The sequence below is a fragment of the Paenibacillus alginolyticus DSM 5050 = NBRC 15375 genome (genome assembly GCF_000422905.1).
Classification (GTDB): domain Bacteria; phylum Bacillota; class Bacilli; order Paenibacillales; family NBRC-103111; genus Paenibacillus_E; species Paenibacillus_E alginolyticus.
This window is the reverse complement of record NZ_AUGY01000210.1, coordinates 1-2,012: the sequence shown is the minus strand read 5'-3', so window position 1 is coordinate 2,012 and position 2,012 is coordinate 1. Positions and strand designations below refer to the sequence as shown.

General features: G+C 43.1%; 1 protein-coding gene. It reads left to right on the top strand.

Annotated features, from left to right (window positions below):
• Positions 1-214: 214 nt before the first annotated feature.
• Positions 215-1,501 carry an IS110 family RNA-guided transposase gene (locus G519_RS0138160; RefSeq protein ID WP_029199002.1) on the top strand — a complete coding sequence of 429 codons (1,287 nt, stop codon included), beginning with the start codon at positions 215-217 and terminating at the stop codon, positions 1,499-1,501.
• The last annotated feature ends 511 nt before the right edge of the window (positions 1,502-2,012 follow it).

Genomic DNA, 2,012 nt, shown 5'->3' with positions numbered 1-2,012 from the left:
AGAATCGTTCGATCCCCGGCTACCGTAATCTTACGACCATACAAAAAAGAGGTCGACCAGAAAGATCTGGTGACCTCATAATACGAACGGGCAGCATTCCTATTATGTAGAAATATGAGGTTTGAAATATAAAAAGACTCCTTGGTATGATGTTTATGGGTCCCAGTTGCTGGCCAGCGATCGGATCCAAAAAACATACCAAGGAGACTACACTATGAATTCTACTCAAAATCAGAAAATAACTCAAATTACTTCAGCTACATTAATTGTTGGCGTAGATATCGCCAAATTCAAACATGTGGCCAGGGCACAAGACTTCCGCGGAGTCGAGTATGGGAAGACAATTACGTTTGAGAACAGCCTAGAAGGATTCGAGTGCTTCGTAAGTTGGTTCCGGAACATCATGTCGGAACACGGATACAAAGATGTTTTAGTCGGTATGGAACCAACCGGCCATTATTGGCTGAATCTCGTTCATTACCTGAAGGAGCATCATATTTCATGCGGCGTTGTGAATCCATTGCATGTAAAGAAAAGTAAGGAGTTGGATGACAACTCTCCAACTAAGAATGACGTGAAGGACGCCAAAGTCATCGCACAGCTGGTCAAAGACGGGAGATATGCCGTACCGAATATTCCTCAAGGCATTTATGCAGAATTACGTGAGGCCATGAAAATTCGCGATCACCTGTCTACTGACCTGCGCGTTGTACAAGGGCGTGTTCATAACTGGCTAGATCGCTACTTCCCTGAGTTCCTTACGGTGTTCAAGGATTGGGAATGTAAGTCAGCTATCCAAATGCTAAGTCTGGGTATGTTGCCAGGTGAACTCGTAACGTTATCGGATGAGTTCTTGCTTAGACATCTGAGACAAGTAGCAAAACGTGGGGCTGGTATGGGGCGAATACAGGCCCTGAAATCGGCAGCTAGCCGTTCTGTCGGCATTAAGCAGGGTATGGATCTAGCCAAAATGGAGCTTCAACTACTGCTTACACAGTACCAACTCATTCAGGGTAAGCTTGATGAACTTCATTTAAAGCTTGACGAATTAGTTGAGAAAATACCAGGTGTAAATCGGCTGTTAGCCATTAAAGGAATCGGCAGAAATACGGTAGCTGGTTTTCTAGCGGAGATCGGTGACATAGGCAATTACCACCATCCGAAACAGATCGTAAAGCTCGCAGGACTGAACTTACGGGAGAACACATCCGGCAAGCATAAAGGACAGTCAAAGATAACAAAGAGGGGAAGAAAGAAGCTTCGAGCCCTGTTATTCCGAGTTATTATGCCTCTGGTCGCGAAAAACCAGGCCTTTAAAGCGCTGCATCAATACTATACGAAGCGCCCAGATAATCCACTAAAGAAAATGCAATCATTGATCGCACTTTGTAATAAATTAATTCGAATCTTATTTGGCATTTTGAAAAAAGGTCATGAATTCAGTGAAGTAAAGATGTTACAGGATATCCCTCGATTCGCTGGTTTAACAATTGCAGCATAAATCATAGAAAACTCTTTTCTTTTAGGATTGAAATGAAAAGCAAATCATAGACAATTGAAGCACGGATAAGTCGGAACACAACTATCATACGGACGAAGATCCTGTCGGGCAGCATATCCGACCTCTACCTCATGGACAGGTTGAATGAAGGAATGTGGGAGCGTAGACTCTGTGAGACATGGGAGGGTTGACCTCCATGAGACAAGTAGAGATCCATAGGTGCGATCATACTTTACCTAATTAACCACTTTTTGTTAACAAGTGGCTAGGTGAATGCTCCTTTTTTGCTTTAACCGCCCCAGATTTTTCTTCTTCTTCAACATGGTTCCAAAGCTAAGTTGTCTTCACTTTTTGCAGAACATCGAAATCCTAAGAATAAGAGAGTATTCAAGAGAAAAGCGAATCCTTATAGAGGGAGGATAGTTTAAGATCATTCGCGCTGAACCGTATCACAAGTAAGGCGAAAAAAATTGTTGTGAGTAGGGTGCGGGAGTGTTATGCGTGAGGAAAG

Bases quoted from the DNA above. Each gene is read 5' to 3' on its own strand.
- G519_RS0138160 (WP_029199002.1), top strand. From the start codon at position 215: ATGAATTCTACTCAAAATCAGAAAATAACTCAAATTACTTCAGCTACA.